24 protein-coding genes and 1 pseudogene are annotated in these 26,310 nt (G+C 62.2%); 9 read left to right on the top strand and 16 right to left on the bottom strand.

Going from position 1 to position 26,310, the window contains the following annotated elements:
- Window positions 1–275: 275 nt before the first annotated feature.
- From FEF15_RS06740 to FEF15_RS06705, 9 genes and pseudogenes are all read right to left on the bottom strand, one after another.
- Window positions 276–1,217: a site-specific integrase gene (locus tag FEF15_RS06740; RefSeq protein ID WP_163558394.1), complete on the bottom strand. Its 942-nt coding sequence runs from the start codon at window positions 1,215–1,217 to the stop codon at window positions 276–278.
- Complete coding sequence (gene mobH / locus FEF15_RS06735) at window positions 1,214–2,941, bottom strand: MobH family relaxase (RefSeq protein WP_163558393.1); 1,728 nt, start codon at window positions 2,939–2,941, stop codon at window positions 1,214–1,216. The genes FEF15_RS06740 and mobH overlap by 4 nt, the downstream gene beginning before the upstream one ends.
- Before the next feature lie 320 nt (window positions 2,942–3,261).
- Window positions 3,262–5,490, bottom strand: coding sequence for a DEAD/DEAH box helicase (locus FEF15_RS06730; RefSeq protein WP_346427855.1), 2,229 nt, complete (start codon window positions 5,488–5,490; stop codon window positions 3,262–3,264).
- 129 nt (window positions 5,491–5,619) lie between these two features.
- On the bottom strand, window positions 5,620–5,862 hold the full coding sequence (locus FEF15_RS19230) for a plasmid related protein (protein ID WP_205598494.1): 243 nt from the start codon (window positions 5,860–5,862) through the stop codon (window positions 5,620–5,622).
- Window positions 5,863–6,039: 177 nt separating this feature from the next.
- Window positions 6,040–7,122: pseudogene (locus FEF15_RS06725) on the bottom strand (DUF6094 domain-containing protein); the annotation flags it as partial.
- A gap of 68 nt (window positions 7,123–7,190) precedes the next feature.
- Window positions 7,191–7,784, bottom strand: coding sequence for a hypothetical protein (locus FEF15_RS06720; RefSeq protein ID WP_205598491.1), 594 nt, complete (start codon window positions 7,782–7,784; stop codon window positions 7,191–7,193).
- Between the two features lie 81 nt (window positions 7,785–7,865).
- A complete protein-coding gene (locus FEF15_RS06715) occupies window positions 7,866–8,498 on the bottom strand; it encodes a DUF3275 family protein (RefSeq protein ID WP_163558389.1) in 633 nt (210 codons plus the stop codon).
- A 93-nt stretch (window positions 8,499–8,591) separates the two neighbouring features.
- Window positions 8,592–9,131 carry a DNA repair protein RadC gene (gene radC / locus FEF15_RS06710; RefSeq protein WP_163558388.1) on the bottom strand — a complete coding sequence of 180 codons (540 nt, stop codon included), beginning with the start codon at window positions 9,129–9,131 and terminating at the stop codon, window positions 8,592–8,594.
- A 77-nt stretch (window positions 9,132–9,208) separates the two neighbouring features.
- The gene (locus FEF15_RS06705) at window positions 9,209–9,574 is read right to left on the bottom strand and encodes a hypothetical protein (RefSeq protein WP_163558387.1); all 366 of its coding nucleotides are present in this window, start codon (window positions 9,572–9,574) and stop codon (window positions 9,209–9,211) included.
- Window positions 9,575–9,866: 292 nt separating this feature from the next.
- Here FEF15_RS06705 and FEF15_RS06700 point away from each other — a divergent pair, with 292 nt between their 5' ends.
- Both FEF15_RS06700 and FEF15_RS06695 read left to right on the top strand, forming a co-directional pair.
- Window positions 9,867–10,673, top strand: a complete 807-nt coding sequence (locus tag FEF15_RS06700) for a DNA adenine methylase (protein ID WP_205598490.1) — start codon at window positions 9,867–9,869, stop codon at window positions 10,671–10,673.
- Complete coding sequence (locus FEF15_RS06695; RefSeq protein WP_163558386.1) at window positions 10,673–11,443, top strand: 8-oxoguanine DNA glycosylase; 771 nt, start codon at window positions 10,673–10,675, stop codon at window positions 11,441–11,443. The genes FEF15_RS06700 and FEF15_RS06695 overlap by 1 nt, the downstream gene beginning before the upstream one ends.
- Window positions 11,444–12,129: 686 nt before the next feature.
- Here the strand turns inward: FEF15_RS06695 and FEF15_RS06690 are convergent.
- Genes FEF15_RS06690 through FEF15_RS06680 form a run of 3 tightly spaced genes read right to left on the bottom strand, consistent with a single transcriptional unit; the run spans window position 12,130 to window position 14,280 of the window.
- Complete coding sequence (locus tag FEF15_RS06690) at window positions 12,130–12,735, bottom strand: 7-cyano-7-deazaguanine synthase (protein ID WP_163558385.1); 606 nt, start codon at window positions 12,733–12,735, stop codon at window positions 12,130–12,132.
- Window positions 12,732–13,940, bottom strand: a complete 1,209-nt coding sequence (locus tag FEF15_RS06685) for a PfkB family carbohydrate kinase (RefSeq protein ID WP_163558384.1) — start codon at window positions 13,938–13,940, stop codon at window positions 12,732–12,734. Before FEF15_RS06685 ends, FEF15_RS06690 begins: the two co-directional genes overlap by 4 nt.
- A gap of 10 nt (window positions 13,941–13,950) precedes the next feature.
- Window positions 13,951–14,280, bottom strand: coding sequence for a hypothetical protein (locus tag FEF15_RS06680; RefSeq protein ID WP_163558383.1), 330 nt, complete (start codon window positions 14,278–14,280; stop codon window positions 13,951–13,953).
- Window positions 14,281–14,952: 672 nt separating this feature from the next.
- On the opposite strand from FEF15_RS06680, the gene umuD reads away from it, so the two are divergent.
- Window positions 14,953–15,393 (top strand): translesion error-prone DNA polymerase V autoproteolytic subunit, encoded by a 441-nt coding sequence (gene umuD / locus FEF15_RS06675; protein ID WP_163558382.1) that lies wholly within the window; start codon window positions 14,953–14,955, stop codon window positions 15,391–15,393.
- 14 nt (window positions 15,394–15,407) lie between these two features.
- On the top strand, window positions 15,408–16,682 hold the full coding sequence (locus FEF15_RS06670; RefSeq protein WP_163558381.1) for a Y-family DNA polymerase: 1,275 nt from the start codon (window positions 15,408–15,410) through the stop codon (window positions 16,680–16,682).
- 334 nt (window positions 16,683–17,016) lie between these two features.
- Here the strand turns inward: FEF15_RS06670 and FEF15_RS06665 are convergent, their stop codons facing one another.
- The 3 genes from FEF15_RS06665 to FEF15_RS06655 form a co-directional block, all read right to left on the bottom strand.
- Window positions 17,017–17,685 (bottom strand): SOS response-associated peptidase, encoded by a 669-nt coding sequence (locus tag FEF15_RS06665; protein ID WP_163558380.1) that lies wholly within the window; start codon window positions 17,683–17,685, stop codon window positions 17,017–17,019.
- Window positions 17,686–17,687: 2 nt separating this feature from the next.
- On the bottom strand, window positions 17,688–17,972 hold the full coding sequence (locus tag FEF15_RS06660; protein ID WP_023006937.1) for a hypothetical protein: 285 nt from the start codon (window positions 17,970–17,972) through the stop codon (window positions 17,688–17,690).
- 90 nt (window positions 17,973–18,062) lie between these two features.
- The gene (locus FEF15_RS06655) at window positions 18,063–19,025 is read right to left on the bottom strand and encodes a hypothetical protein (RefSeq protein ID WP_163558379.1); all 963 of its coding nucleotides are present in this window, start codon (window positions 19,023–19,025) and stop codon (window positions 18,063–18,065) included.
- A gap of 141 nt (window positions 19,026–19,166) precedes the next feature.
- Here FEF15_RS06655 and FEF15_RS06650 point away from each other — a divergent pair, with 141 nt between their 5' ends.
- Genes FEF15_RS06650 through FEF15_RS06630 form a run of 5 tightly spaced genes read left to right on the top strand, consistent with a single transcriptional unit; the run spans window position 19,167 to window position 25,928 of the window.
- Window positions 19,167–19,361, top strand: a complete 195-nt coding sequence (locus FEF15_RS06650) for a helix-turn-helix domain-containing protein (protein WP_163558378.1) — start codon at window positions 19,167–19,169, stop codon at window positions 19,359–19,361.
- 28 nt (window positions 19,362–19,389) lie between these two features.
- Complete coding sequence (locus tag FEF15_RS06645; RefSeq protein ID WP_205598489.1) at window positions 19,390–20,178, top strand: DUF1819 family protein; 789 nt, start codon at window positions 19,390–19,392, stop codon at window positions 20,176–20,178.
- On the top strand, window positions 20,165–20,716 hold the full coding sequence (locus FEF15_RS06640; RefSeq protein ID WP_163558377.1) for a BREX protein BrxB domain-containing protein: 552 nt from the start codon (window positions 20,165–20,167) through the stop codon (window positions 20,714–20,716). The genes FEF15_RS06645 and FEF15_RS06640 overlap by 14 nt, the downstream gene beginning before the upstream one ends.
- A 50-nt stretch (window positions 20,717–20,766) precedes the next feature.
- On the top strand, window positions 20,767–24,201 hold the full coding sequence (gene brxC / locus FEF15_RS06635; protein ID WP_163558376.1) for a BREX system P-loop protein BrxC: 3,435 nt from the start codon (window positions 20,767–20,769) through the stop codon (window positions 24,199–24,201).
- Window positions 24,202–24,215: 14 nt separating this feature from the next.
- Window positions 24,216–25,928: an RNA-binding domain-containing protein gene (locus FEF15_RS06630; RefSeq protein ID WP_163558375.1), complete on the top strand. Its 1,713-nt coding sequence runs from the start codon at window positions 24,216–24,218 to the stop codon at window positions 25,926–25,928.
- Between the two features lie 58 nt (window positions 25,929–25,986).
- Here FEF15_RS06630 and FEF15_RS19225 read toward each other — a convergent pair whose 3' ends face one another.
- A complete protein-coding gene (locus tag FEF15_RS19225; protein WP_205598488.1) occupies window positions 25,987–26,310 on the bottom strand; it encodes a hypothetical protein in 324 nt (107 codons plus the stop codon).

The following is a 26,310-nucleotide window of genomic DNA, read 5'->3' as shown; positions in this document are numbered from 1 at the left end:
TGCGCTGGAAAACCTTCGTGGAATGCTTACAGAGGCGGCCTGAGGGCAGGCTCCATCATCAGCATCACACGGCATCATCAAGTAGCTATTGAAGAGCACAGGGGTCCAGCTGTCAACCTGTATGAGGGCAGTCTAATTCAGACGATGGTATGAGGCGGGCCAGCAGCCGAGGGGAAAGCCCCATGAGGACGGCAAAAGCGGTGCCGGGGCATTAAAGCCAGCCCCTGGCACCGCAGGTGGGTCATGGTCAGATTTGCGCTCGAGCGCCGCTGAGCCTAAACACGCCCCTCGAGGGCGCTGCGCAGGCTGCCGATGTCGACCTCGACATACTCAAGCGTCGTGCTGATGTTGCTGTGGCCAAGCAGCGCCTTGACGATGTGCAGGTTGCGGTCTGGCTCCTTCATCAGCTCAGTGCCTAACGTATGACGGAATCGGTGCGGGCTCATCTGATAGCCGCAAATCTGGGAAAGCTTCTGATAGAAGCTCTCCACCTGCCAGGAGTCCATCATCTCCATTCGGTGCCGCACGCTGAATCGGTTGACGTTGAAAATCTGCTCACCACGCTTGACCCCCACCATCTTGGCCGAATTCATCAGGTTCTCCAGGTGTGGATAAAGGGCATTGGAGATCGGAACAAAGTGCTCGCGATTGTTCTTGGCCCCCTGCCAAGTGGCGGTAAGCACTCGCCCCTTCAAGTCGATATCTTCGGGCTTCATCAGCAGTAGCTGGGTGAGGCGTATGCCCGTATGGTAGAACGTTTCGAACACCACCTCCCAGAACCATGCAGGATGCAGTATCGATGGGGAGCATCGGTATCGCTCCATCTTCTTGTGCAGATCGATTGCCTCTCTGGCCATATCAACCTGGCGCTTGCTGAGGGTCTTTTTCCGCTTCTTCGGGGAACTGACCTCCATTTTGGCAAACGGATTCGAGGAGATAGGGATCAAGGCATGATCTATCGCATGTTTGAAGAGGATTCTGTTATGCCGGCAGTAGTTATTCCAGCTCGAATGCGCAAGGTTTCTCCCCGTTTCAGAGAAGCAGAAGTCCCGCCATTGCCTGACATCATCACGAGTCACTTCTTCAGGAAGCTTATCCTGACCAACGAAACGCCGGAAAAGCTTTACAGGAACAAAATATGAAGTTCTGCTCCGCTCCGTTAGCCAACGCTCGGAAAAATAGGATTGCAACAAGTCGTCAAAGGTAAATGGTTTCATTCTGAATATTTTCCATCAATCAGTTCAATGAAGGGGTTGTCAAAAACCTCCTTTTTCTCCTCAATCAGGCCATCCTTACCCACAAGATACCCAGAAATGGTGCTCGACTTCTTGTTTGGACCGACCACCTTCACCTTGTGAAAACTTCCACCATCCTTGTTCTTCTTGTGCAGCTTCATCTTCTGGAATGAGTCCTGAACCGACTTCCACTCTCTCTCCTCTCCGTTCACCTCCTGGCAGTAGCGCTTAAATACCTTGGGGCTCACAATAAACAGCTTTCCATCTACTGCATGCACCAGAGCCTTCGAGTCATTCATCAATATCTTGTGAGAGCTCAGCCCGCTTCTCACCCACTCCAGGAAAGCCTCCCCTGGTGAGCCCGCCTCAGGGCCCTTTTTTTCTTTACTACCCTTCCCCTCTGACTTTTCATCTGGAGCCGGTGGCTCCTCCTTGCCCCCTCCCGCGATAGCTAGGATGGATGCTTCCAGATCATCCGGCAGGTGCTTTTTCTCATCAGATTCATGTGATTGCGGCGCAGAAACGTCGTCTGGAGGTGTTGTTGAAGGCTCTTCTTGCTGATCCTGGCTACCCTCAAGGGCCTGAACACTGCCAGCAAACTCTTCAGCAACCTCCTCGCCACTCCAAACGAGTGATTTATGGACTTTTATCATGGAGAGCTCAGCACTCCATTCACCCAGCTCAACTCGGCACTTCCATACCGAGCGCCCCTCCTGGTTTTCCATAATCAGTCTATGGGACTGCATTTCATCGTAGAGGCGAGTCTCGTTGGATGGCACGCCCTCGATGCCATGGGAAAGTAAGTAGCTCTTTATCTCACGCGGCACCAGCGGAGTGACCAGCCACAGCGCTTCGGCGGTCACAAATCCTTGCGCACCTTTTTCATTAAGTCTGATTTTCTCTTTGACAATGTGGCGAATGGCGTCCTTCAGCTTGCCCTGCAGGGAGCCCTTGGGCGCTTTTTCAATGCTGGAGACCTTGCCACCCAGCGACTTGGCAACACTGGCCCTGTCCGCCTGACTGACGATCTCTCCGACTATGCCAGAGCGTTCAGAGTGACCGCTTGCGGTATACATCACCAAGCCAAACAGGTCCGGCTGGCTTCTCAACCACTCGAGGGCAGAGTTGCCAACCACCTCCTTGCACAGCAGTAGGTTGGTAGCGGAGTGTAGGAAGTAGTCGCGCCCTTTGACATACCGAAAACGATACTCATCGGGAATCACGCCTTCCCAAAGGCACCATCTTCGACCAGATTTCAGGTGGATATCGACGTCGACGATGGCCTTGGCAATATCATGCAGCAGGCAGGCATAGATCACCGCCACACTCCACAACTCCCCAGTAGAGGACTGCCTTTCGGGCGATTCCTTTGGCGGTAACAGGTGCTGTCGACGCAGCCTCAGGCCAAACACACAGGTCTCGAGCCCATGATCCAGCATGCCGCCTGGGTAGCTGTGGTGGTGGGACTCCGAGGCCGGCAGCATCTGTACCCGCTCTGCGTATCGCTGCACCGGTTCCTTGACATAAGCCTCGAACACGGGCGGTGTCAGCGAGGTGCATTCCTGGATCGCCTTGAGTAGCTGCTGGCGATATGGTGTCGCCAGTAGTTCTGCACCGGTGCGCGGGGTTTCCCAATCGGCGTCACCCTGCACGCTGCCAGCGTCAGTCGAGCCACGGCGCCCGCGTAGAAAATTGAGGATCAGCAAATTTCGCTCCTCTGGATGCAATCCATGCATCACAGCGGTAGTCCCTGACGGGCACCAGAAGAAACGTTAAATGCGATGAGAAGGCTTTACCCCAGGGCACTCCTTGCCCTGGTGTAATAGCTATGGGATGCAACCCAAGCGCGAATGATTTTACTTATCAGGAAAGTCATTGCACTGGAAAAATCACTATCGGTTAAATGAGATATTTCTTATTTTTATGAAGCTCTTGTCTTACAACTAAAGTATGAGTCGCGAAGGCGCCAGCTCGGTGAGCTTGAAGAAAAACCCCCTCCGAAGAGGGGGCATGGGTTGGGTATCGGTCAGGTGACCAGCTGCCTGGCCAGGGCCATCTCCACGGAGTCACCGTCCGTGTTGAGGGCATCCAGGCCCGACTCGGGGACGTCTCCCGACGTGCTCTGGGCCACGGCGATTTTCTTCGCCATCAGCGACAGGCAGGCGATCTGTGAGGATCCGGCATAGCCGAGGTACAGCACCTTCACCGGCTGCCGTTGGCCGATCCGCCAGGAGCGGCGGGCGGCCTGCTGCAGGGTGTAGACGTTCCACCCCGTCTGCATGAAGACGATGGTGGGAAAGTCCAGCAGGTCGAGCCCGGTCTTCACCAAGTCCGGATTGGTGATCAGCACGTCGACACCGCGGTCGACCTGATCGGCAATCCAGTCCTCGCGCCGCTGGGTCTCCACGCTGGAGCGCAGCACCGCGACCTTGAAGCCGGCCTGGGTAAGCACCGCCTTGAGTCGGCTGCTGGTATCGCGCTTGCCGGTATAGGTCGTATAGACCAGCACCTTGCGACCCTCAGCCTTCTCTCGCCGGCAGACCTCCACCAACTCGCGCTCCTTGGGCATCGGCTGCTGCTCGCCGTAGAGGCTCTTCACAAACGCCATCAGACTACTTGAGCGCGGATGCTTGACCGTCTCCGGTCGGAAGCAGCAGTCCGGCCAGGCCAGCAGCGCATTGATCACCACGCCCAGAAGGGTGGTGTCCTTGCGTGCCAGCGCCTGTCTGAGCTCGGCAGTCAGTTGACCCTCGAGCCGCCGGTAGGCAAAGGCCTGCTCGTCGTCCATCGGCACCTCGATGAAGTCTTCATCGTAGGGCGGCAGCACATTGCCACCGATGTCCTTGAGCTTGAGGAAGACGGTGAAGGGCAGCACATAACGCATGATCCCCTTGGGGCCGAAGCCCGGGGCCTTGACGGTCCGCACCGACAGCTTCTTGCCTCGCGCTGTCTTGTGGGCGTCGCCGTCGCGCTCGGTGTAGATGTCCTTCAGCACCCCGTGGTCACGCAGGAACGACATGGCCGCTGGGCCCATCGATCCCCGCGCATTGGGGCGATAACCGTCTTCGAGCATCTTCGGCGTGAGGATGCGGAACAGCAGGTGGAACAGGTCATCGGCATAGCCGCCCATCAGGGTGCCGGTTAGCAGCAGCGACTTGCGCGCCTTGGCCGCCAGCACGCCCATGGCCTGGCCCTGGGCCGACCCGGCGTTCTTGTATTCATGACCCTCGTCCACGATCAGCAGATCGAAGGTATGATCCGGCAGCTGCCGCTTGATGAACTCGGTCGGCTGATAGCCTCCTTCGCCGAAGCCGAACTCCATCGTGGCCATGGCCCGCTCCATGCGGGCCGCCTGCCGGTCGGAGAACACCAGCTCCCCGTTCCCATCCATGAGATTGATGAACTCGTGGATGTTGTCACCCAACAGCGTGGCCAGGAACTCCTCGCCAAACTGCTGCACCAGGCGCTCCGAGGAGACCTTGCCAATGGTAGGCAGCTTGCGCAGCGCCTTGAGCACCAGCTCGCGCTGCAGGCTGCCCGTCGCCCGCTGTGGCCGCATCAGCGTCCAGAGCGGGCTGTGACAGTGCCGGCACTTGTGGCGCCGCTCCTCACGGAGAAACTGCGACAGCGACAGCACTTCGTTATCGCTGTCGATCACCGTGCCACCACACCGGGGGCAGGCCGCCAGCTCGCCGCCCGGCACGCGCTTGCGCGCCGCGGCGGGTCGCCAGTGGAAGCCCATGCGCATGCGCACACGCCCCAGGATGAAGAACTCCGGCCGCCCATCGGACGGCTGACCCAGGGCCTCACGGAGCTTGAGCAGCTTGACCAGGGTATCCGGGCCATTCAGCACCCAGACCCTGGCCTGATCGACGGTCTCCAGGATCTCCCGCCGCCACTTGTAGACCAGGTGGGGCGGTGCGATCACCAGGAAACGCCGGTAGCCTTCGCCGTGACAGACCGCCGCGGTGGCAATGGCCATCATGGTCTTGCCGGTACCCATCTCGGCGTTGATGATGCCCGCCGGCTCGTGCCGGTCGAGCAGCAGCGCCGAGATGGCCTGGACCACCTCGGCCTGCTCGGGGAAGGGCGCCCGCTTGAGGGCTGCCATGATGGCCTGGCGACGAGGGTTGGCCTCGCCGTCATAGACCGGGGGATGGGAGCGGTTGAGCGAGGCCAGCAGGCCATCGCCAAACTCCTCCACGAAGGCGTTGAGGTCTACCTGAGGCCCGAAGACCTCGCCAGACTGCGCCATGCCGGCCGGCGCCGGCAGCTGAGTGATGTCATTCATGTCCGTCTCCTTGTGCACAAGAAAACGGCGGACACTCCCCTCCCCTGGCGGGCTGGAAAGGCCCGCCGTGGGGAATGGCGCCCGGGGCGCCGGTTAGTAGTCCTCTGGCAGCAGCAGCGTGGTCGCGCTGCGATCCGCCTCGGTGATGATCCAGACCGTGAGCGACTCACCGATCCGGTAGGACGAGAGCAGCCTGTCACCGTGAATCAGGGCCTGCTCGTTGCTCTGACGGTCCTCCTCGGGCACGTCACCCCAGTCGCCGGTGACATGTCGTCGGAGCAGCGCCATGGGCGAGACGTCGCCCCGCTCCACCAGCTCGTTGACGGCCCGGGTCATCACCACGCGCCCCACATCGAAGCGGCGTGGATCAGGCCTCGCGGCATGCTCCGCGACCCGGTGGAGCGGTCCTGGCTCTTCCTCCATCTCAGCACCTGCCGCTTGGCCACCCTCTTTCGGCTCGCCGTCGTTGGCCGCCGGCATCGAAGTGATGATCAGAAACTGGCCACAGTGCGGCGAGTCCGGCGTCATCTCCCAGGCGCGGATCACCGGCACGAAGCGGTCGGTGAGCACGCGGGTCTCGGTGATGGAGCCGTCCTCCCGCTCGGTGAACTCGGTCTTGGCGACCTTATCCTTGTGGGTGTTGCCCTTGACCACCAGGCAGCGGCCGTTGGGCGCGGTGACCACGCCGGAGATCGCCCCGGCTGCCAGCGACAGGGCCAGATGCCAGGAGGAGAGTCGTCGCACCGGGAGACGCGGCGCCAGGCCGGTCTTCCCGAACACGCTGTCCGCCTCAGGCCAGAGCCCCTGCAGCCGCGCGACCTCATCGACCAGCTGCTCGGCATCGAGCGACACACGATAGAAGTGGCGCAGCTCGCCCTGAGCCGCCGGTACCACGTAGGGCGCGAAGGGCCACACCGCTGGGATCACCTCAGGCGTGACTTCCTTGCTCCCCACGCGCAGCAGCTGGGCGCGCATGGCCTTGGCCTCCTGGCTGCGCTCCGCCTCACGGCGTCGAACCCGGCGGCCCAGGATCACCACCTGCTGAAAGTCATCCACGGCGGCGCGGAAGACCCGCAGTTCGGTGAAGTGGTTGACCAGCCAGCCGGTCAGCTCCTTGTCCAGGGCGTAGTCGGGGACGATCAACACCAGCACACCCCCGACCTGCAGGCTGCCGATGGTGCGCTGGTAGAACAGCTTCTCCAGGCGCCTGCGCCCCTTGCCCTGATAGAGCTCGTAGCCGGCGTGGTCGGCCAGCAGATCGCCGTAGGGCGGATTGAGCCACAGGCAGCCCATGCTGCGCGGTGAGATCACCGTGTCCATCAGGTCGCCCTGCAGGCCCCTATCCACCAGGCCAGTCATCGAGGCGGCCCGCTCGGCGTGATACTCCACGCCGCAGGCCTGCACGCGCTCGCGCCCCAGATGGTGCGCCAGCTCGGCGATGGCAGCGCCCTCCCCCGCACAGGGGTCGAGCACCCGCATCCGGCCGGCGCTGGCCGGGCTGAGCGCCTGAAGCACCCGCTCGAGCGACGCCTCGTCCGTGGGGAAGTAGCCATTCCTGGCGAAGTTGCGCGCAATGCGCTGAAACATCAGTGCCATGCGACACCTCCTGTCGGTTGGGTATGGTAGGCGCGGCCAGGACGGCCGCACCGGGGTGGAGCGAGAGCTCAAGGCTCGGAAGTGAGCACACCAGCGCGGATCATGCCGCTGAGGCGCGGGGCCAGGTCGCTCTCATCGAGGGAGATCTCCCAGGCCTGAATCGGCCCCTGCGAGAACTGGGCCGGCAGCACCGCATGCTGGGCATGCAGCAGCGTCATCACCGGCGCCCGCCAGTGATCCAGCAGGGGCAGCGGGCAGAGCTCCCGCACGCGAGGCCACAGCTGGTCATCCACCGGGCAGTTGCCCCCCTCGTCATCGAGCAGGGCGATGCTGTGCAGGTTGGCTCGATCCGGCGTGATGCAGCGCTGATCGAAGATCCACACGTGCACCAGGGTGCCGAAGCGAGTCTGGCGCAGCCGGGCGGAGCGCCGGGAGTAGCGGTCCATGTCGCCAAAGACCATGGCGTGGCGCGTGTCGCCCTGGCAGAGATGCAGGGTATCCAGGCCGTTATCTGCCGTTGGCAGCGTCAGCCGGGCCAGCAGCTCCTGGAGCGCCGTATCCCGTCCCCACAGGGAGAGGAACAGGCACTCGCGCTGCCGGCCAATGCAGAACGCATCGGCGTACAGGTCCAGGCACTCATCGAGGGTGTAGAGCTCGGGCATGATGGCCTCCATCGGTTAACGAAGATCGATGGGGCATCCCGAGCCCAGGGCATCGAGATGCCCCGGTGGGGAGTGGCTGCCTCAGGCAGCGGCTTGCCAGGTCTGGGTCGGCGCCTGGAATCGGTAACCCAACTCCTTCAGTCGACTCACCTGACGGCGGAACAGAACCCGATCCACGGTGGGATCGAGCTTGACGCTCTGCCCCAGGGGCCACAGCAACCCGAAGAGCTCGGCATCGGGATCGACCTCCTGGCCAGTGGCGTGGGTATCCGGGGCTTGCGGCCCTGGCGCCGGCGCCTCGCCAGCTGGGCCCTGAGGCGCCGTAGCCGGCGCCTGAGGGGACGACGGCTCTGCCTGTGCAGGTTGCGCTGACGGCATAGGAGACGCAGGTGCTGCCCCCTCCTCCTCCAGCGGGTCCATCTCCGCGGAATCGAAGCGCGGGCCATGCTGGGTCACCAGCATGCCGTCATCGGTCAGCAGCATCTCGCCGACCTTGGCGCGGACCTCCACGACCAGCCGGCCACCGGCGAAGTAACTCGCCGGACGAATCTCGAGCAGCAGAAACTCGCCCTCGAACATACCTTCGCTGAACTGGTCCAGCTGAGGGTCCTTGATGACGAATTCGCCAATAGAGGTGGCCAGGCGCCCCACGTTGAAGGGTCCGTTGCGGCCATGAATGGTGCGGACGGTAAGCCGCCCGGGGAGCTTGATCATCATCAGACTCCTGTTCGGCAGTATGCGAAGAGAAAGGACGGGGGCCGGCTGTGCCGGTACCCGTCCGTGAAGCCTCGGGCAGGAGCCGAGGGATCAGAGATAGCCCCGCTCGGCGAAGGAGACCGAGTCCGAGCCGCCGACCACGATGTGGTCGAGCACACGAATCTCGATCAGACCCAGCGCCTCCTGAAGACGCTGGGTGATGCGTCGGTCCGCGTCGCTCGGATCGGGCTCCCCGCTGGGATGGTTGTGGGTGAAGATCACCGCGCCGGCGTTGTGGTGCAGCGCCGCTTTCACCACCTCCCGCGGATAGACCGAGGCGGAATCGAGCGTGCCGTGGAACAGCTCGCTGAACTCGATCACGCGGTGCTGGGTGTCCAGGAAGATGGCACCGAACACCTCATGGTCGTAGCGGGCCAGCTTGAGCCACAGGAACTCACGCACCCGGTTGGGCGTGTTGAGCTTCATGCCCTTGGAGACGGAACGCTCCACCACCTGCCGCGCCGCATCGATGACACGATCATCGGGGGCCGCCAGATAGTTGCCGTCGCTGTCGCGCACGAACAGCTGAGGCGCATTGGAAGAGGCGTAGCGAGACTCTGCCGGGAGGGCAGCTGCTGAGGAAAGTGTCATGACCAGTACCTCCGGACATGACCGAGACCGCCCCCTCCGGGAGCGATGTCCCGGTCGGGGTGGGTAGTGAGGAAGGCTTACGCGGCGAAGAGCAGCGCGTGGTTCAGTTCATCGTGGCGAGCCACCAACAGGTAGTCACCGTGCTGACGGTCTTTCTGCACAACGATGGCCTCGAGCTCGAGGGCCAGGGGCTGATGAGGGTTCCCGCTGGGCGGGATACGATGGTGAGTCAGCCGCACCGCCTGGGTCCCTGCCGGGTACCCGGAAAGCTGCTGGGCCACGCGCTGCAGCAGCAGCTGGAATCGTTCGATGGGGGTGACCCCATGCTCCGACACCACGTGCTCCGAGAGATACATGCAGTCGTCCATGACCCGCTCGCTGATGCGGACCTTGCCCACAAAACCGTAGTCACGAGCCAGAGACGACATATCGTAGGATTTCATGGTGAACCTCCTGTGGTAATGCACACAGGGGACACACTCTCCCCACCGGGGATGTGAATCCCCTGGTGGGTGATGGCACGTCAGTGCCGAGGAAGAAGTGCTGCATCCAGCCCTGGCGGGCGGCCTCGTCTCAGGTTGCGCGAGGCCTTGGGAGGTGGCGTGCCGACAAGCGGCGCACCCTTGAAACGCCTGGGTACCGGGGTGCCTCGGTTGGTGCCGGTCGAGGCCACCGGACCGCCATGGGCGGCACTTGCATGGTTAAGCCTACACCCCCGATGAACGCCGTCAAGCGATGGGATCGCAGGCGGATGGCCAGGTTCGGCCAGAAGCGGAAGCCTCAAACTCAAACCGGCCAAGAGCAGACATCATCGGTGAACCGCTCCTTGACATCATCGTCATTTCTGACGATGATGTCCGCATGAAATATCCAGGCGGAAAGGGCAAGTGCTACCAGCGCTTGATTAATCTGATGCCTCCGCATCAGACCTACATCGAGACGCACCTTGGCGCAGGCGCTGTCATGCGCCACAAAAAGCCAGCGGCTCGAAACATTGGTATCGACATCGATCCGCATGTCCACGCTATGTGGCATAAGCATAAACTAGCCGACTTCTGCGACCTCATTCAGGCCGACGCGATTGTCTACCTGGCAAACTACTCCTTCACAGGCGACGAGCTCGTCTATGCTGATCCCCCGTATGTCACAAAGACTCGCCGACGTTCGAAGATCTATAGGTTCGAGTACGACGATGCTATGCACCTGTGCCTACTGGAGAAGCTGAAGACCTTCCCATGCAGGGTGATGATCTCTGGCTATGATAATGTCCTGTACAACGAGACACTTCAAGGATGGACGAAGGTCTCATTCACGGCTAAGACCCACACAGACGTCAGGGAAGAGTGTGTCTGGATGAACTACGCTGCCCCGAACGAACTCCACGACACCCAGTACTTGGGCGATACCTTCCGCGAGCGCCAAACTATCGCTCGCCGGCAGGCGCGTCTACGCGAACGCATCCGCTCGATGAACCCGGTTGAACGCAGTAGTTTCGTCCGCTGGATATCCGAAACCTATGGTTCCACCCAGGAGCTTGTGTGATGCAGACTGGAGTGGTGATCATCGATTCGCAAGTCTACCGTCGGGAGTTCCCGGACGCGAGCATTGAGGTGCTCCCAGGCGTAAGCTGGGGGCCAATCGAGGCCTTCCCGTCACCGGCCTACTGGGCCTACCAGGCGTGGGCTAATGAGCAAGAGGTTGAGCCCATCAACTACAAGCTAGGCACAACATTGCGGGAAGAGGTCGGGGCTTGCCTACTGGGAGGTCATGGCATTCCTGCTAGTGTCGGTCTGGCAGCATTCGCTCATCTGCGTGACCTTGGGGCGTTCGAGGATAATGTACCGGACGAGCTGCAGCTGCGGGAATGGCTGTCAACGCCTTTGAATGTCTCGGGCAAGTCGGTACGTTATCGTTTTGCCAATCGGAAGGCCCGTTACCTCCATGCCGCTATGACCCAGTTAGCGACCCAGGAGGCTCCGCTACAATCGGGACGAGCCTTGCGTGACTGGCTGCTTTGCATTCCCGGGGTGGGCTACAAGACTGCGTCCTGGGTCGCCCGCAACTGGCTGGGTGCCGACGACGTGGCCATTCTGGATATACACATCCTGCGGGCCGGTGCGCTGGCTGGTTTTTTCACGCCAGGGCTCACCGTCGAACGTCATTACCTGCAGCTGGAGGAGCAATTCATTGCCTTGAGCCATGGCATCGACGTCCGCCCCTCGAAGCTCGACGCACTGATATGGATTCAGATGATGTCAGCGCCGAATGTCGTCCATGGTTTGCTCTCCCATGCTGGACTGAAAGCCGCCTGAGTCATCACTCAGGTGAGTTTCCGATCAGCGCCATGCCGACGCCAGCCAAGATGCCGGGCGGGGCCAGTCGACTCGCCCAAGGCTCTCCGGTGATTCCAAGGGGGCAAAAGTGTGAGCCTAGTGCCTCAGCGACCACTGCCATGATGGCAAGCAGAGCTCCGGCATCACGCCAGATGACGCTAGCTGCATCCTCGTACTTCGCTTGAGTCTTTCCCGGCTCCGCCACTAACAATATGCGGGTCGCTTCTGCCCCTGGCAGAACAAATTCGCTGTGAGCAAGCAGATCCCTCAGGAGATCGGCCGATCCGACGACGTCGACAAGTGCGTGAACTCGGGAGTCATACCTGCACCACTGAGGTTCACCCGCTAATTTGACGAGTAGGTGGATCGGATGGATCGCCCCGCCCGAGGGCGTTGGACGTTGTTCGAGCTCAAAGCCCAGCGGAGAGGGCGACGTTGCCTGGGTGCGTGCACAGTGCCATAGCAGCTGTGACAGTTCGCTCATGTCCAAGCGACTGAATGTCCGCTTCGACCGCCGCCGTGCCAACACGCGCAACACGTGACGTTCCGCTGAACACCCGTCGGCCAGCTCCTCTTGGCTAACCCACTGAGGTGTGAGCAACCGAAAGTGCCCGTCTGGCCAGACAAACGGGGTGTACCTGTCCGGCTGCTGCTTAGGTCGTGGGCTACCGAGATCCATCCAAGCCATGATCAAGCTCGTGCCATACCTCGAAGTACTTGTTGCAGCCTCTGCACTGACCACACGTTACGTTTGCCTTATGGCAGCTGTGCGCCCAAGCCAACATATCGCGAGGAACGCCGGCAGTCCTCACCAACTCCGCTGTGCTGAGATGGATGGCCGGCGCTTCCACAGTGATGTCGCCTTCCTGCAATGCAAGCAGGTGACTGATCGCCTCAATGAACTCGGGCGTCCCATCGCGATGGGAACCGTCAGATTTGACGGCACCAAGATACAGCTTGCCAACACCTAGACTGATTACCTTCATCGCCGCGAAAGTGACCAGCAACTGGTTGCGGTAGGGCCACCAGTCACTGGCGGGCGCATGCGTATCGGGGTGAGAGCCTGCCATGTCGCCGGAGCCAAGCGCACGACAGTCGATTGACACGACATGGTGGTCGATCTTCAGTCGATTGCAGGCCGCACGCGACGCTGTTATTTCAGCTTCGGCAGCTAGTTGACCATAGTCGAGTGTAATACCGATATCTGGACGTTTCCACCAGGCCAGGGCCACTGAGTCCATGCCCCCAGATAGCAGTAATGCAGTCTTCATAAGGAAATGGCCTCCCAGGCCATGCGGTAGATGGCCGTCACGAAATCATTGCTCAGAATACAATTCGAGCCCTCCATCATCTTCTTGTCCTCCTCTGACTCGTTCTCGACATACATGACGACGGGCTTCTTGAGGGCTCGAGCGTAGCCAATTTCGAAGATCGTGCCAGAGTCTAGTCCATCCCCCACCGCAAACATCAGCTCACAATCGTGAATGGCATCGAGATCCTTCTTTACAACATCCTCAGCCGACCCGTGACCGACGTCGTGGTAAGGCGAGAACACCTGTAGCCCCATCGCCAGGAAGCTGTTGCGCGCTTCCTCAATTAGCCATAGCTGAGCCAAGGAAAAGAACGGGCCGGCCAAGTAGATTTTCGGTCGATAGCCATGGTGGTATCGAGGCGACACGTGCAGGGGGGTAAGGCGAAACTCGCTGAGTCGGCGGGGCGTGACGAAGCCCTGGTTCTCGCAGTAGTAAGCAGTGGCCCGTGAGGCAGCATCGGCAGCGTCACGGGGCGACAGCCCCGCGTCCAACCAGCCGTAGGCGAAGTGGGCGACGAAAGTATCGCCGGACCCAATCTTGTGGACTCGCTCGGAGTGATAGGCAGGTACCTGACTGACCTCGCCATTGTGGTACACCAGGGCCCCCATCGGGCCCATTTTGATTACTACAATCTCCGCAGCTTCCGCTTTGGCCACTTCGAAAGCCAACTCTTCAGGGGCCTTCCCATGGGTGCCCAGGAAGAGCTCTGCCTCATGCCTGTTGAGAATCAAGGCAAGGTGCTTGGCTGTCGACCCATTGGCTCCAAAGGGAAGGGGCCTAAAAGCATTCTGCGGGTCGTACACCGCATACGTCGCCTCAACCTTGGCATCGCCTTCAATCATCCCGAACCGCACCACTTTTTCAGCTCTGATTTCGATAGCCGGTAGGTGGCAGTGTGGCTTGTGAATAATGGGAGAAGAGAGGCCATGGACATAGGAGAAAGCAGGGCTCTCTGGCACATCAATGGCGACCACTTGGAAGCCTTCCAGCGCCCCTCGTTGAGAGATAACTGTCGCTACAGTCGGATCAGCATAGGTATGCAGTTCGACCTTCGCCTGCATACGTGCCAAGGCAGTGGCTGCACGTCCGGCGGAGCCATAGATCTCTTCCCATTTTGGTGACACGCAACGTTCTTGGTAGACGCCACCGACAACCGTGATCATGCGCGTGGCCTCAGTTCGAAACGGGTGAAAGGCGTACCCGAACCTCACCGCCGTTCTTCGCGGTTACTCGAGCAACGTACGTGTATCCCTCGTCAATGCAGCTCAGCAGTCGTTGAATGCGAGGCGAGGCAATGCCACCAACAAGCTCATCGTGCCAGTAAGCCTGAACAGTGCTCAAACTGCCCGATTTATGGACGTGGATGCTCAGGTTGTCATCCACTTGGATGCGATCGACGACGTCTTCCTTTGGAGAAGAGAGATGAGTGTCGAGCACGAGGGAGTCGCAGGAAGTATCGGTGGAGGAGAAACCACTGAAAGAACTGCCGCTAGTGCCGGTCATATGACATTCCTTTTTATGGATTGGATCCTGTGTTGGCTATCACTGGTTTGCTATGCGGCAAATTAGTGATGAAACAATGTTACACAGCGCGCTAGGCCTTGAACTGCCCCGGCGTTCCCGGAAGCTCCGACTCTTGAGAGGATAGAGCTATGAAGACATTGATCAATGTATTCATCAGGGGGCCAGGGCGCGCAACGAAGACGACTACAGCTTTGGGAACTGCAATTGGCACCGCTAGCCTTCGTCAAGACTGGCGGTGATACCGACCCAGAGCTTTCGAGATGGCTGTCCGCTGAGGATCGAGCCTGTGTGAAAACTCCTGAGCCATCCTGAAGATGGCGTTCATGCGCGATATCTGGCGTAGTTTTGTTATTCAACCACCTCAGAATTTTCGAGAGAGCGCCAATATTGATCGATTTTTGACCGACGCGAGACGCTTCAAACGTTTTCACGCAGCCTCGGCCGTGAGCAGACATCATACCGGTACCGGTAAACAGGTCTTGGATTGATAGTCACGAGCTTTCATCCCGCACTCCCTTGCTATCTGAACACCTCAGTCAGGTTAGCAGCTTCATGGTGTGGCTGCTCGCGACCTTCGTGGCAACACAGGCTTGGCATGCGCTGCCTCCTAGCCGATACTGTATAAATATCAGGTACAGAGAGGAGCCCACCATGCCGGATGCAAAGCTCATCCCCGCGCACCCTGAACCGCCATTGCTCCCTTTGCCCTACCCCCTACCCCTCACGCGGGCCGGCCTGTCGGGCTTTCCCAGCCCGGCGCAGGACTATGAAGGGCGCACCTTGGACCTCAACGAGCGGCTGGTGAAGCGGCCGGCATCGACATTCTTCATGACGGTCACCGGCGACAGCATGGAGGCGTTCGGCATCGCGGAAGGCGACCTGCTGGTGGTCGACAGCGCCATCGAGCCCCGCCCGGGACACATCCTGGTCGCGTCGGTAGAGGGCGAGCTAGTGGTGAAGCGCTACGAGGTGCTTGACCACCGGCCCTACCTGGCCTCGGGCAACCCCTCCTACCGACCTATCCCCGCGGCAGACCTGGAGTGCCAGGCCTGGGGCGTGGTGCGAGCGGTGATCCACGAGTACTCCGTCTAGCCGGGGAGGAGCGGATGATCGGTCTGATCGACTGCAACAACTTCTACGTCAGCTGCGAGCGCGCTTTCCAGCCACGGCTGGAGGGCGTACCGGTCGGCGTGCTCTCCAACAACGATGGCTGCGTGATCGCCCGCTCCAACGAGCTCAAGGCGCTGGGCGTGGAAATGGGCACACCGGCCTTCGAGCTGCGGCCCCTGCTCCGCCAGCGACGGATCGAGCTGCTGTCGTCGAACTATGAGCTCTATGGCGACATGTCATCGCGCGTCCAGCAGGTGCTGGAGGAGTTCTCCGCCGGCGTGGAGCCCTACTCTATCGATGAGATGTTCGTCCGTTTCGATGGCTTTGCCCCGGAGCAGATGCATACCCATGCCCAGGAGCTGTTCACCAAAGTCCGGCGCTTCACGCATATTCCGATCAGCATCGGGATTGCACCGACGCGCACGCTGGCCAAACTGGCCAACCGAGTGGCAAAGAAGCTGCCGATCTATGGCGGCGTCTGCGTGCTGAGAGCCGACAGCGAGGAGTATGAGCCGTTGCTGCGGCAGGTCACCCTCGGGGATGTCTGGGGCGTAGGGCGCCGCCTGGTAGAGCGCCTGGCACTGCTCGGCCTGCGCAGCGCATGGGATCTGACCCAAGCTGACCCCAAGCAGATCCGGCAGCGCTTCTCCGTGACGTTGGAGCGCACCTGCCTGGAGCTGAAGGGCATCCCCAGCATCGAGATGAACGACCCTGATGAGGCCCGGCAGCGGATCATGACCTCCCGCTCCTTCGGGCGGCTGACCGACAACCGTCAGGAGATTCAACAGGCCATCCGCCAGTTCGCTCAGCGCAGCGCCGAGAAGCTGCGGAGGCAGGACGGACTAGCCCGTGCGGTTTACGTATTCCTGAAGACCAACCGTCATCGCCCTGACCTGCCACAGTATTCACCGAGCGCCGTGGTGGAGCTGCCACAGCCCACCGATAACAGCCGCTACGTCCTGCATGCGGCCAGCCAGGCGTTCGCGGCTATCTACCGCCCCCACTACCGGTTCATGAAAGCCGGTGTGATGCTGCTGGATCTGGTCGATGCCAACCGTGCTCAGCTCTCGCTTCTGGATACCCCGGAAAGCCAGGCTCAGCGCGAGCGTAACGACCGCCTGATGGCGACGTTGGATACCCTCAACCACAAGATGGGGCGCGGCACGGTCACTTTCGGGCGCCCATCGCCCAAAGCAGCCTGGCTGTTGCGCTGCGCCAACCGCACGCCGCGCTGGACCACACGCTGGGACGAGCTCCCTCTCCTGCGCTGATACACTGTCAGCCAAACGCCACCGTGTTTTTCCGAAATCGCTCACACCACATCGTCATCGTCTGGCCCACAGTGTCTTTCATGGACGATACGAGGGTGGGACATGGCATGGAGACCATCACACTGACCGCGCTGGATGACGGCGGATGTGCGCTGATATGCGGCTGCGGCCAGAGCCAGCGTCTGACCCACAAGCCCAGGACCTGGACCCACTTCGAATTCATTTGGCGCTCGGAGGGACGCTTCTGGATACGCTGCCGCGCCTGTCACGCCCATATAGAGCGCTTCGTCAGCTACCCCAACAGAGCAACCAGCACCCGGCGCCACCACCGGCCTCACCGTGGTGGAAGCGACGCTATCAGGCTCTCATCGTCGTGAGCGGGCGTGTTGACGCGGGTACTCACCGGCCAATGGGTGATCTCCCGGGGGTCGAGGTGACGGATGATCTGCCGCATGGTCTCCCGGTCGGTCAGGCTCGAATCCAGCCAAGGCGCCAGGCTGTCGGCATCCAGAGCCAGCGGCATACGGTCATGGACCTGCTTGGCCACGCCTCTCGCCGGCTCGGTGAGGATGGCACACCCTGGCTTGCCGTCAGGGCGCTCCGACCAGATACCCGCCAACCAGAGCGGCTCACCATCCTCTCGAGTCAGGAAGTGGGGCTGCTTCTTGCCATCGACTGGCGTCCATTCGAACCAGCCGTTGGCAGGCACCAGGCAGCGTTTGTGGGTAAAGGCACCGCGGAAATACTTCGAGGTCGCAACATTTTCAACCCGAGCGTTAATGGGCTCGGGAGCGTCATCGCCGGCCCAGTGGGGGTGATAGCCCCACCACACCGCATCCAGCACCAGAGGCCCCTCATCGTCCAACCGGCGCACGGCGCTGATCCAGGTGCCCGGCGCCACGTTGTAACGCGGCACAAGATCAGCCTCAGCGGCCTCCAGCGGCAGGCGCAGCGACGCTGCCAGGCTCGGGTAGGGGCTGTAGAGGGCAAACCGGCCACACATGATCAGCGTTTAGCAAGAATCACGCAGTGATGCCGCTGCCCGGCCAAGCGAGTCCCGCAGCAGGCACAAGGACTTGCTGAGAACTCATCGTCCATGTCGCTATCTCCAACCGCAATCTGACCCTCGGTACGTTGGATCTCAGCGATGGCCTCGCGAATTTCCCGCTCACGCTCGGCAGCCTCCTCCTCGCTCAGTGAGTAGTCCAGCCCAGTGGCATCGTCATTGGCGATGATCATCAGGCAGTCGGTGCAGACCATGAACTGGTCATCTATGACCTCAATCGACATGCTCGCTTCCTCTGCAGCGGGTATAGGTGGCGCTGCTATGAAGACAAGCAGGCCAATGCTTGTCACATGCTACCCCAGCCGATCAGTCCTTCACGAGTGCTCGGCCGGAGCCACTCCCACCGTCTTGCTGCCGCCTACCTCATAGCCGCTGACCAGCACGTAGCGGCTGCCGCGGCGGTGTTCGGCCCACTTGCCGCGGTAGAAGCGCTCGTCGCGCAGCTGCCGCCAGTAGGGTGAAACCGAGCGAGGCGAAGTCATGGCCAGCTTGAGCTCGCGATCCTCGCGATCGTATCCGACCTGAGCGAAGGGCACGCCCTTCTTGCCCTCGGGGTGCTTGTTCTTCATCCAGGCCGGCACACCGCTCGATTGCGCCTCGGGATAGGCAGAGAGGTACATGCCGAGCGACAGCACGTAGCGCACCACTTCGCGCAGGACCATCCCCTCCTCGTCCGCCAGCGGCTGTGCGCGACCGCCGGCATGGTCGATCGCCTCACGGTTGATGAAGTCGGTGATCTGGCTGGGCTTGAAGGCACCGCGCAGCATGGTGGGGTTGAGGCTCGGCTGGATATCCAGTGGGTTATGGATCGCCACGATCAGCCACGGATCGCCGAGCCCCAGCATGTCCACGCCGTGCGGGTTATCATGGGCGCGGAGGAATGCCTCATAGCGGCTGGGCAGCGTGGTGGAGTCCACCCAGGCGACCAGGGCGCCGTCGACCGGGTGACCATGGAAGGTCTGGCTGGTCGGGAACGAGAGCGTGCTGAACTCCCAAGGCCACGACCAGGCATCGCCCTGCACGCGGCTGAGTTGCACCGTCTGCAGCCACTCGGAAAGCGACGGCTCCGGCACCACCACCCTACCCTCGCGGCCATGGTGCCACTCCAGCATCAGCACCTCGCCGTTGATGGAGTGCACCACCTGCTCATCCAGCACCATCTGGCCGAAGACCTCGGCCTCAAGCCTGGGCTTCTTGGGCAGGCCCATCATCTTCATCACCGAGCGCACGTAGCGGCGGGTAAAGCTAGGGTAGTGGCGGTAGGTGGCCTGGGTCATGCGCGTCTCGTCGAAAGGTCTGCAGTGGCGACAGGGTATATCAAATGGCCTCTGCTGGAGGGAAACCATCTCGAGCCAGCCAGATCAAAACACGCTCAAACTCTGCTAAAGTCTCACAAAACCAGCTGCTGTGGTGGAAACATGGAAGACCGTTGGCTATCCGTCGATGAGATCGGCGAGTACCTTGGCGTGAAGCGCGACACCATCTATCGCTGGATCTCCGAGCGGGCTATGCCCGCCCACCGCATCGGGCGGCTGTGGAAGTTCAAGCGCGACGAGGTGGACGACTGGGTCCGCAACGGCGGTGCCGGCGAGGGCAGCAAGACCGATGCGTGATCAGGCTACCCTCAAGCGGCTAGGGTTCATGACCCAGCAGGGCAGTACCCACACGGCCCGCACCCTCATGCTCAGCGAGCTGAACACCCTGTTCGACCATGTCGCCGAAGCGGCCGGCAGGGACGAGTATCAGGCCGCTATCCGCGATGCCAACTGTCTCGCCAAGCGCTCCGGCCGTAGCCGGAAGCTTACGGCCAGTCACCTGGCCGATCTCTATGGGCTCGACCCTGCCAACCCCATCCACGCCAGTCTTCGCTACTTCTGGTCGAGGGATGAAGCCGCACGTCCCCAGCTCGCCCTGCTGGCAGCGGCTGCGCGCGACTCTCTGCTCAGAGACCTGGCCCCGGCCATTCTCGCCAAACCGCTCGGCACCTCGATCACTCGCGAATCGGTCGAGGAAGCCATCGAGCAGCGTTGGCCGGGCCGCTTCAGCCCAGCGACACGTAAGTCCGTCGCCCAGAACATCAACAGCAGTCTGGTACAGGTAGGTTACCTGCTTGGCCGCATAAAGAAGGTGCGGGTGCATCTCGAACCTGCGACAGGCGCCGTCGCCTACGCCCTCTACCTTGCCTGGCTGCAGGGTGGTCGTGGTGAGTTATTGCTGCAGAGCACCTGGTGCAAGCTGCTGGACGCCAGCCAGGACCGCCTGCTGGAGCTGGCGGCCCAGGCCTCGGCCAAGGGCTGGATGGTGATGCGCCGCGTCGACAACGTGATCGATGTCGACTTCCCTGCCCTAGCGCCGCTTGTCAGCCAGGCCTTGAAGCCCTCTGAACCCGCGACTGTCTCTCAGCAGGAGAACCTCCATGAGCAAGGTTAAGCGCCTGATCGACTCCTACGGCCGCTTCATCGCCCTGCCCTGGCGCGACGATGCCGCCGCCGCCCAGCGGGTGGTCTTCTGCGTCTACCCGGAAACCGAGGAGCTGCGCCTGCGCGCCAACCTCGGTGAGTTCGAGCTGGTGACGCGCCAGAACGGACATGAGTGGATGGCCTTCGACCTGACCGACACCTTTGCCCTGTGGATGGCCGAGCAGAAATATGCCAAAGGGTACTTCAGGTCGCCGGCCAAGCTGGCTACGGTGATACATCGCTATCTGGATTGGCTGGAGACCCGGTTCACCACCGAGCTGTCCGACCAAGGCGCCGGCGACAATCACGTCGTCACGCTTCATGGCGTGGGCAGCCTGTTTGGCCTGCTGAAGGTCAAGGAGGTGGTGGACCGTCTTGCCCCTCATGTCAGCGGGCGCCTGGCCGTGCTGTTTCCGGGCAGCTTCGAGAACGACAACTACCGGCTGCTGGACGGCTACGACGGCTGGAACTACCTGGCCACCCCCATTTTGCCCGATGGTGCCCGTTGAGCCGCCGTAACGCACGAATTCGAATTTCGCTACCGCAGGGGAAAGGACGCATGCGCAACCGCGATATCTACGCCAAAGACCCATCTGAGCAACGACTGGTCAACGAGGGCGTCGCCTACGTTAACGACGACAGAAGCGACCGTGCCCAGAAGGTGCTGCGCTATGAACTCGAAACCTTTGTCTGCGACGGCCAGTACGCCAGGGGCATGCAGGACATTCTGGACACCTACCTGCGCAACCTGAGCAGCGGTGCCTCCCAGCAGCCCGGCGTGTGGATCAGCGGCTTCTTCGGCTCGGGCAAGTCGCACATGGCCAAGATGCTGCGCAACCTGTGGGAAGACGTCACCCTCGATGACGGTGCCACCGCCCGCGGCCTCGTCCACCTGCCCCAGGAGATCCAGGACCTGTTCAAGGAGCTCACCACCCAGGGCAAACGCCACGGCGGCCTGTTCGCCGCCTCCGGCACCCTGGGGGCGAGCTCCCGCGACAAGAGCGTGCGCCTGGCGCTGCTCTCGGTGATCTTCCGCGCCGCCGGTCTGCCGCAACAGTACCCCGTCGCCCGCTTCGTGATGTGGCTGCGCGACGAGGGCATCCTCGACCAGGTGCGCGACGATGTCACCAGCCGCGGCGACGACTGGCAGGAGGAGCTCGACAACTTCTACGTCGCCGAGTCACTGCACGAGGCCCTGGTGCAGGCCAAGCCGAGGATCTTCAGCAGCGTTGAGTCCTGCGCCGAGACCCTCAGCCACCTCTACCCTCACGTCAACGACATCAGCAGCGACGAGATGCTCAAGGCCATCCGCCAGGCACTGAGCCGCGACGGCAAGATGCCGCTCACTTTGGTGGTGCTGGACGAGGTGCAGCAGTACATCGGCACCGACGGCCAGCGCTCCATCGATGTTCAAGAGGCAGTGGAAGCCTGCTGCAAGGAGATCGGCAGCCGCCTGATGTTCATCGGTACCGGCCAGACCGCCATCACCGGTACCAGCAACCTGGCGCGCCTGCAGGGCCGCTTCACCACCCGCATCGAGCTCTCCGATGCCGACGTCGATGCTGTTATCCGTCAGGTGGTGCTGGCCAAGAAGCCCGAGGCCAAGGCACCCGTCACCGAGGTAATGGAGAGCAACCTCGGCGAGATCTCCCGCCACCTGGCCGAGACCTCCATTGCTCACCGCCAGGAGGATACCCGCCACTTCGCCCAGGACTACCCCATCCTGCCGGTGCGTCGCCGCTTCTGGGACGCCGCCCTGCGCGTGCTCGATCAGACCGGTACCGACAGCCAGCTGCGCAACCAGCTCAGCATGATCCACAAGGCGATCCAGACGAACCTGGACGCCCCGCTGGGCAACATCATCCCCGGTGACTACCTGTATTTCGACGCCACCGACAAGCTGCTGCAGTTCCGCATGCTGCCGCGCAAGCTCCACGACGCCACCCAGCAGTGGCGTAACGGCAGCGAAGATGAGCGGCTGATGGCCCGCGCCTGTGCCGTGGTCTTCCTGATCAACAAGGTCGCTAGCACCAATACCGAGCTCGGCCTGCATCCCACCCTGGCCAATATTGCCGACCTGCTGGTCGATGACCTCAAGGCCGGCAGCAGCTCACTGCGCAGCCGCCTGCCGGCTCTTCTCGACGCGTGCGAATTCATCATCAAGGTGGGCGACGAGTACCGCATCCAGACCGAGGAGAGCGCCGCCTGGAACGACGCCTTCCTCTCCCACAAGAGCACCCTGGGCAACGCCACGCACCAGATCGAGACCGAGCGTGACGACCTGATCCGCCAGCACTTCGCCAAGCAGGTCGGCAACCTTACGGTGAGCCACGGCGAGTCCAAGGTCCCGCGCCCGCTCTCGCCGGTCTTCGACATGACGCTACCCAAGGATGCCGCCGAGAGGCTCTACGTCTGGGTGCGTAATGGCTGGTCCGATGACATCAGCCAGGTGCGCGCCGACGCTCGCCAGGCAGGGTCGGAGTCACCCACCCTGTTCGTGTTCATTCCCAAGCGTTCCGCCGACGAGCTGCGCAACCAGCTGATCGAGTTCAAGGCCGCCAGCGCCACCCTGGAGACCCGCGGCACCCCCGGCACCCCCGAAGGGGAAGAGGCACGGGCCGCCATGCAGACCACCCGCGATGCCGCCCAGCGGCGCATCCGCGAGCTGCTCGACGAGGCCTTCAACGGCGCCCAGGTATTCCAGGGCGGCGGTAACGAGATCGTCGGCGGCAACCTGCGCGAGGCCATCCAGGAAGGCGCCGAGAACGCCCTGGCTCGACTACACCCCAAGTTCCATCAGGCCGACCACGCCGGCTGGGAGAAGGTCTATGCCAAGGCCAAGCAGGGTGCTCCCGATGCCCTCAAAGCCGTGGGCTTTGAGGGCGAGCCGCAGAGCCATCCGGTGTGCAAGGCCATCCTGAGTTTTCTCGGCGGCGGCAAGAAGGGTAGCGAGATACGCGACCACTTCGAGCACGGCGACTACGGCTGGCCCCAGGATGCCATCGATGGCGCCCTGCAGGTGCTTCTGGTCGCCGGCCAGATCCGCACCACCGATGGCACCGCCCCCCAGGAGCTGGACCGCCGCGCCATCGGCAAGACCGAGTTTCGCGTGGAGGCCACCACCATCTCCGCGGGGGAGCGCATCAAGATCCGCAAGGTGATGCAGAAGCTCGGCGTGCAGGCCAAGTCTGGCGAGGAGTCGGCCAAAGCCACCGAATTCGCCGACAAGCTCCGAACCCTGGCCGAACAGGCCGGTGGCGAGCCGCCAGCCCCGGAGGCACCACGTTTAGATGCCCTGGAAGCCGTGCGTACCAGCAGCGGCAACGACCAACTCAAGGCCATCGTCAGCAACCAGGCCGAGCTGCTGGCCGCCATCGACGAGTGGCAAGCCACCGCCGAGAAGATCCGGCAGCGCCGCCCCGCCTGGGCCACGCTCAAGCGATTGGCCGACCACGCAAAGAGCCTGCCTGACGCCGAGCCGTTGCTGGCCCAGGTCAGCCAGATCCGCGAGCACCGCTCGTTGCTGGATGATCCGGACCCCGTCCAGCCACTGCTGGCCAACCTCACCCAGCAGTTCCGCGACACCTTCAACAAGCTGCAGCAGCGCTACAACGATGAGCATGCCGCCGGCATGCAGCGCCTGGAGGCGGACGACAACTGGCAGCAGCTCTCGCCGGACCAGCGCCACGACCTGCTGGCCGCCAAGCGCCTGACGGCCCACGACACCCCCGAGATCACCCTCGGTGGCACCGACCAGGTGCTGGAAACCCTGAACCATGTGCGCCCCGACGCCCTGGCAGACCGCATCGCCGCGCTGTCCAGTCGCTTTGATGAGGTGCTGGTCAAGGCAGCCGAGGAGATGGAGCCCGAGGTGCAGTTCGTCAACCTGCCGCGCCGTACCCTCAAGAGCGAGGCCGATATCGACACCTGGCTGGAAGACGTTCGGCATGAGCTGCGCGAGGCCCTGCAGGACGGGCCGGTGATCACCCAGTAGGAGAGCAACAGTCCATGAGATCACGCCGTGACATCGAGGCGCTGCTGGCGGAACTGGAACACTGCATTGCCGATGACCTGGAAGACCAGGACCTGGACTTCAAGCAGTGGGACACCAAGAGCCGCGACAAGGCCGTGAAGAAGGTGGTCGAGATGGCCATCTGCATGGCCAATGGCGGTGGCGGCAGCGTGGTATTCGGCGTGGCGGATCGTGCATCCGGACGCGAGCAGGCCGTGCTGGGCGTGCCGCCGGAAATCGACGTCAATGTGCTGAAGCGGGCCGTCTATGATCAGACCGACCCCCACATTACCCCAGTGTTCGAGGAACTACACGTCCCGGAGGGCACCGGCCGGGTGCTGATCATGCAGGTGCATCCGGGCATGCCGCCCCACACCGATACCAAGGGGGGCGGCACCATACGCATCGGCAAGGACTGCCAACCGCTCACCGGTACCCAGCGCCGCAAGATCGGCGTGGAGACCGGCGATACCGACTACACCGCAGAAACCCTGGGCCCCGTCGACGATGCCCTCTTTTCACCCGTCGCCCTGGAAGCACTGCGCAACCTGGCCCAGCGTGAAAGAGTCCCCGATGAGCTGCTGCGCCGCTCCGACCGGGAGCTGCTCGATACCCTGGGCTTGATCCGCAAGGGGCAGGTCACCCGCGCCGCTATCCTGCTGGCCGGTACCGAAGAGGCGCTGCGCGAGCATGTGCCCGGCCACCTGTGGACCTTCCTGCAGATGCGTTCCGATACCGAATACGGCATTCGCGAGGACCGCGTCAGTGCCCTGCCTCTATCAGTGCAGCGCATCGAGGAGCTGCTGGTGCCCTTCAACCCCATCACCACCGTGCAGCAGGGCATGTTCCATTTCGAGTACCGCACCTGGCCCGAGGTCGCGGTGCGCGAGGCGCTGATGAATGCCTTCTGTCACGGAGACCTGCGCCTTGCCGGCCCCGTGATGGTCAAGCTCTACCCCCAGCGCCTGGAGATCAGCAACAACGGCGGTTTTATCGCTGGGATCAGCGAGCACAACATCCTCCACCACCAGCCAGCCGCCCGAAACCCGCTACTGGTCGATGCGCTGGTCAAGCTGCGCCTGGTCAACCGTAGCAACCTCGGGGTAGGCCGCATGTTTGAGGCCATGCTGATGGAGGGCAAGGAGCCACCGGTGATCCGCGAGATCGGCGACTCCGTCGCGGTGATCTTCCACAAGCGGGAGATCAATGCGGCGTTCCGCCAGTTCGTGGCCGAAGAGAGCGAGAGCGGTCGCAGCCTCGGGGTCGATCAGCTGCTGCTGTTGCAGTATTTCCTCCAGCACCCGGAGGTCGACACCGCCACGGCAGCGGGGCTCTGCCAGCGCACCGAGCCAGAAACCCGTGAGTTGCTCGCCGATATGGAGCGGCAGGGCTACGTAGAGCATGGTGGCAGCGGTCGCGGGGCCTACTGGAGCATTCACCCCGAGCTCTATGCACGGCTTCGTGCCGATGGCAACGCGGAGACACGCCGGCGCATCGACTGGGATGCCGCCAAGACCCGGGTGCTCAGCATCCTGATCGAACGCGCCAAGCGCGGCGAGGCGGGCCTCACCAACAAGGAAATTCGCCAGATCACACGCTTCGACCGCAACCACGCCTATCGCCTGATGCGCGAGCTACGGGAAGAGAACCCGCAGATCCAGCCCCCCGGGAAGGGCAAGCACGCCCGTTACGAATACCGCAATACGTAGCGCAATGCGCTGCGCATTAGAATGAGCATTAAACGCCGCCCAATGCGCACAGCAACGCTTACGTGCAAATGGACACGCATTCGCAGGGAAAACGTTGGAAGGGATAAACAAGGACAGCAGCATGCAGCCACTCGACAAGACACTCCGCAACCAGCTCGACCGCACCGTGCGCAAGGCCCGCCCGGTGGCCGAACAGGCCGCCCAGGCCGCCCTGGAGCAGCTCGGCGTCGGCGAAGAGAACCCGCCCAGCTACCTCAGCGAGGGCCAGCGCGCCCTGCGCCGCCGGCTGCGTGCCCACGCCCGCAGCCTCGGTGACCCGCTCAAGGAGGGCGCCCAGGCGGTCACCCGACTGATCGGCGAGATCGCCTACGAGCACTGGCAC

This window comes from Halomonas sp. NO4 (genome assembly GCF_010994375.1).
In the GTDB taxonomy this organism is placed as follows: domain Bacteria; phylum Pseudomonadota; class Gammaproteobacteria; order Pseudomonadales; family Halomonadaceae; genus Halomonas.
Note: the sequence above shows the minus strand (reverse complement) of the source record. Positions and strands in the feature narration are given on the sequence as shown.